Source organism: Actinomycetota bacterium, from assembly GCA_018830725.1.
Lineage (GTDB): Bacteria > Actinomycetota > Humimicrobiia > JAHJRV01 > JAHJRV01 > JAHJRV01.
Genome location: JAHJRV010000147.1, coordinates 1 through 5,564 on the forward strand (window position 1 = coordinate 1; position 5,564 = coordinate 5,564).

The following is a 5,564-nucleotide window of genomic DNA, read 5'->3' on the forward strand; positions in this document are numbered from 1 at the left end:
AAATATGCGGAAGAAAACAATGCAAAAAAGATAAGTTCTGTTAGTCTTAAAATAGGAGCTTTATCAACAATTATTCCAGAGAATGTAAAATTTTATTTTGAAATTTTATCTAAAAATACAATAGCAGAGGGAGCAGAACTTATTTTTGAAAAGGAAAAGTCAAAAGCTTATTGTATAAATTGTAATGGGGACTTTGAGATCGAAAATTTAGATTTAGTCTGCACAAAATGTGGGAAAGAGAATGTATTTATCAGACCAGATACAGGATTTATTATCAAAAGCATTACTATTGATTGATATTATAAAAAATTTGTCATTCTGAACGAAACGAAGAATCTCTTAAGTAATAATAAGAAAATATTCTCATTTTATTGGGTTCTTCAATAAGTTTAATAAGATTTTTCAGTTGCTAAAGCTCCTTCAAATGATAAAGAATAAACTATGTCATTAAACAAGCATCAGGAAAGGTTAATTCAATCTTATTTGTCATTCTGAACGGAACGAAGTGGAGTGAAGAATCTAATTAAATGTAGAAAATTTTTTTTATTTATCTTTTAAAATTGTTATTATTAATTAAAAATAATTTTAATTGGAAAATAGTTATATAAAAATGGGAGGTTTTCTATATGGAAATAAAAGTTTTAGAGAGTGTTTTAAGAGTAAATGAGGAGCTGGCAAAGAGGAACAGAGATTTTTTTAAGAAGAAGAATATATACTCAATAAATATTATGTCTTCCCCAGGAGCTGGGAAAACAAGTTTAGTAGTTGAGACTTTAAAAAGAATTAAAGAGGAAATAAAGAGTGCAGTGATAGTTGGAGATTATACAGGAAAAATTGATGCAGAAAGAATAGGAAAGTTAGAAATACCAACACTTCAACTAGAAACAGCTTCATGTCATTTAGACGCTAATATGATTTCACAAGCCATAAATAATATAGATTTAACCAATATAAAACTACTTTTTATAGAAAATGTTGGAAATCTAATATGCCCTGCAGAGTATAAATTGGGAGTAAATAAGAATGTAGTTATATTGAGTACTCCAGAAGGCAGCGATAAACCTCTTAAATATCCTCTTATGTTTTCTATATCTGATGTTCTTATTATAAATAAAATAGATTTACTTGGATCATTAGATTTTGATATTGAGAAAGTTAAAAACACAATATTGAAATTAAATCCAAAAATTCAAATTTTTTTAATGTCATGTAAAACAGGTGAGGGGATTAATGATTGGATAAATTGGATAAAATCTGAACTAAAAATGTAAAAAATTTGCGTGCGATTTGCGTGCAATTTATTTTAGAGTATATCTTATTGCACGTCCAATACCCTCTCCATTAATTAAATATTATAGAAAAATGGTGAAAAAAAACAATGTTTTAAGATACAGGATAAATGTAAAAGGTGTTGTTCAAGGAGTTGGTTTCAGACCATTTATCTACAGGTTAGCAAAAGAAAATAGATTATATGGTTGGGTTCTAAACTCAAGTGAAGGAGTTATTATAGAAGTAGAAGGAGAAAGTAAAAACCTAAATCTCTTTATAAAAAATATTAAAGAGAAAGCTCCTCCTATGGCAAAAATAGATGAAATAAGTTTAGAAGAACAAGAGCCTATTTATTATAAGAAATTTGAGATAAAAAAAAGCGTTAGAAAGAAGGGAAAATATCAGCTTGTATCCCCCGATGTCGCTATTTGTGAAGACTGTCTAAGTGAGCTATTTGATAAAAATGATAGAAGATATCTCTATCCATTTATAAATTGTACTAACTGTGGACCAAGATTTACTATCATAAAGGATATGCCATATGATAGAACAAATACCACAATGAATGAATTTATTATGTGTGAGAATTGCCAGAAAGAGTATGATGATCCATTATCGAGAAGATTTCATGCACAACCGAATGCATGTTCTGTATGTGGTCCACATATCTGGCTTGTTGATAATAAGGGTAAATTAGTAAATAATGAAAATCCCATTGAGGAAGCATCAAATCTTCTAAAAAACAAAATGATAATTGGAGTAAAAGGTCTTGGGGGATTTCAATTTGCTTGTGATGCGACTTCTAATGATGCTGTAAAAAGAATGAGGATGAGAAAGAACAGACCATCAAAACCCTTTGCAATTATGGTTAAGGATGTAGATCAAGTTAAAGAAATCTGTTATCTAAATAAAGAGGAGGAAAAACTTCTAACAGGAAGTCAAAAACCAATAGTTCTTTTAGAAAGAAAAGGGAAATTATATAAGGAAAATGAAAATAATATAAGAGTCTGTGAACAGATTGCCCGAAATAATAATTATTTAGGAGTTATGATTCCTTATACCCCTCTTCATTACACCCTGCTTAGAAGTTTTGATAAACCATTAGTTATGACGAGTGGAAATATAAGCGAGGAACCAATTGCAATTGAAAATGAAGAAGCAATTAAGCGACTAGGTCATATTGTTGATTACTTTTTGTTTCATAATAGAGATATCTATGGTCGTTATGACGACTCAGTTACTAAAATATTTGATAATAAAGTTCAGATGGTAAGAAGAGCAAGAGGTTACTGCCCTTATCCTGTAAAACTTGATTATCATTCTAAAAAAATACTAGCAGTTGGACCACATTTAAAAAATACATACTGTTTAGCTGATGGAGAAAATGCGTTTGTAAGTCAACATATTGGTGATTTAGAAAATTTAGAGACAATGAATCACTTTACAAGCTCACTATCAACTTATAAAAATCTTTTTAAAATAGAACCAGAAATTGTAGCATATGACATGCATCCAGGATATCTTTCCACCCAATTTGCCAAAGAAACAAATAAAGAGGTTAAAATTGCAGTACAGCACCACCACGCTCATATTGCAAGTGTTATGGCTGAGAATCATTTAAAAGGAAAAGTAATTGGTATAGCTTTTGACGGTACAGGGTATGGAACTGATGAAACTATTTGGGGAGGTGAATTTTTAATAGCAGATGAATTTGGTTTTGAAAGAGTAGCACATTTTCGAAAAGTTTTAATGCCAGGCTCAGAGAAAGCAATTGAAAGACCTTACAGGATGGCAATTAGCTATCTATTTGAAGTTTATAAAAATAAAATATTTAAATGTAAAGATAAAGAGACTGATAATATTATTAAAAAATCTGGGAAAAATAAGTTAAATAATAAAATAACCAAAGATAATTTAAATAATTCAGAAAAAGATAAGTTAGAAAATAAAAAATTATATAAAGAGGATATAAAAAATAAAAAAAGTGAAATTTATAATTTATTTAAGAATGATTCAAATAAGTTTTTTAAGGGAATAAGAAAGGCTTGTAGAGATACAGAATTAAAAGTAATTATAAATCAATTAATATCCGGATTTAATTCACCACTTACCTCAAGTTGTGGAAGACTCTTTGATGCAGTAAGTTCTCTACTTTCAATTTCACAGCATAATTATTATGAAGGTCAAGCAGCAGTCGAGTTAGAGATGGTAAATAACGAATCTACTTTGGAAAGCTATCCTTTTATTATAAGAAAAGAAAATTACAATCAATCAGTTAACAATTTGAACAAATATTCTATAAAAAAAGATTTTAAAGCAAATATGATTAGTGAGAATAGAATTAGTAAAAATGAAAAAAGTATTGTATCTATAAATAAAAATATGATTATAGATACTTTATCAATAATAGAGGGAATAATTGCTGATATTAAGAAAGGATATAAGTCTTCTTATATATCAGCCAAATTTCATAATACAATAATTGCTATAATTTCAAAAATCTGTGAAATAATGTATAAAAAATTTAATATTAAAAAAGTTGTACTAAGTGGTGGGGTTTTTCAGAACAATATAATCTTAAATAGATCATTTAGAATTTTAAGAGAAAAAGGTTTTGATGTTTTCACTAACTTTCAAGTTCCTGTAAACGATGGAGGAATATCTCTTGGTCAAGCATTTGTTGCTCATCATATTGCAGATAAATTAAGAGTTTAATGTATTTATTAAATTTTTACAAAATAAAAAATTTTTAAGTAATTATGTGTTTAGCTATTCCAACAAAAATAGTAAAAATTGAAAATAATCAAATAGCTGAGGTTAATCTCTCAGGAGTAAGAATGAAGATCAGCCTAGCTTTATTACCCGAAGCCAAAATTGGAGATTATGTTTTGGTTCATGCAGGATTTGCTATAAATGTTTTAAGTGATGAAGAGGCAAAAGAGACTTTAAAAATCCTCTCAGAATTAGATAAACAATAACCTAAAATTTTAGAGGAGACACTTCTATAAAAAGCAGGAGTTTTATTTGAAATATATTAATGAATTTAGAAGCCCTAATTTAGCTAAAAAGATAATTTCAAGATTAAAAAAGCTTAAAATTGATAAAGTAAACTACATGGAGGTTTGTGGAACTCATACAGTAAATGCCTTTAAATTTGGAATAAGACAGACTTTGCCCGAAGGTTTAAGACTTATATCTGGTCCAGGTTGTCCAGTTTGTGTAACAGACAACAGGGAGCTCGATATTACAATTGAAATGCTAAAAAAATATGAGATTACATTAACAACATTTGGAGATATGGTGAGAGTTCCATCATCATATTCTTCATTAGAGAAGGAAAAAGCAAATGGAAAAGATATAAGAGTAGTCTATTCACCAATTGATGCTCTAAATTTAGCGCAAAAAAATCCAGAAAAAAATATTGTGTTTTTTGGTGTAGGATTTGAAACAACAGCTCCTATGGTAGCATATACTATTAAATATGCTAATGAAAAAAGGATTAAAAATTTTTATGTATATAGTGTTCATAAATTAATACCCCCAGCATTAAAAGTGCTTGTAAAGGACGAGAATATAAAAATCAATGGCTTCTTATGCCCCGGGCATGTAAGTGTTATTATTGGTTCTAATCCTTATGAGTTTATAGCAAGGGATTATAAAATTCCATGTGTGATAACAGGGTTTGAACCAATTGATATCTTACAAGGAATTTTAATGTTAGCCATACAAACAAAGGAAAAGGAAGCAAAAGTTGAAATTCAGTATAAAAGAGGAGTCAATAAAGAAGGTAATAAAATTGCCTTAGAATTAATTAATGATGTTTTTGATAAATCAGATGCTTTATGGAGAGGATTGGGAATAATTTCACAAAGTGGTCTTGTTATAAAAGAAAAATATTCTCAGTTTGATGCATTAAAAAAATTTCCAGTTGACCCCCCACTTGTTAAAAAACATAAAGGATGCAAATGTGGAGATGTCTTAAAAGGTTTAATTATGCCATATAACTGCCCTCTTTTTAAAAATGTGTGTAATCCCTTAAATCCAGTCGGACCTTGCATGGTTTCAAGTGAAGGAAGTTGTGCTGCATACTATCATTATGCATTATAATTTTTTAAATTTAATTTTCATGTTGGAAAGTCTCCTTGCTAAAGCCAGGAGTAGTTCGCAACAATATGTAATTATTAACTTATTACCTTGACTATATATAATATATATAGTTTGGGTAATGATTATACCGGGAGAAATTTATGAAAAATATAAGAGATGTTTTACTAATATTTTTAATAGTATTTTTA

At 28.6% G+C, this 5,564-nt stretch carries 5 protein-coding genes; all 5 read left to right on the top strand.

All coding sequences use genetic code 11. The features are described from left to right. Window positions 1-297, top strand: a 297-nt coding sequence (locus KKC53_06680; protein ID MBU2598831.1) for a hydrogenase maturation nickel metallochaperone HypA, incomplete at its 5' end; no start/stop codon positions are given. 329 nt (window positions 298-626) lie between these two features. Next, window positions 627-1,271, top strand: a complete 645-nt coding sequence (hypB, locus tag KKC53_06685; protein MBU2598832.1) for a hydrogenase nickel incorporation protein HypB — start codon at window positions 627-629, stop codon at window positions 1,269-1,271. A gap of 91 nt (window positions 1,272-1,362) precedes the next feature. After that, complete coding sequence (gene hypF, locus KKC53_06690; GenBank protein MBU2598833.1) at window positions 1,363-3,984, top strand: carbamoyltransferase HypF; 2,622 nt, start codon at window positions 1,363-1,365, stop codon at window positions 3,982-3,984. Window positions 3,985-4,028: 44 nt separating this feature from the next. Further along, complete coding sequence (locus tag KKC53_06695) at window positions 4,029-4,247, top strand: HypC/HybG/HupF family hydrogenase formation chaperone (GenBank protein ID MBU2598834.1); 219 nt, start codon at window positions 4,029-4,031, stop codon at window positions 4,245-4,247. Between the two features lie 46 nt (window positions 4,248-4,293). Continuing rightward, on the top strand, window positions 4,294-5,376 hold the full coding sequence (gene hypD, locus KKC53_06700; GenBank protein ID MBU2598835.1) for a hydrogenase formation protein HypD: 1,083 nt from the start codon (window positions 4,294-4,296) through the stop codon (window positions 5,374-5,376). The last annotated feature ends 188 nt before the right edge of the window (window positions 5,377-5,564 follow it).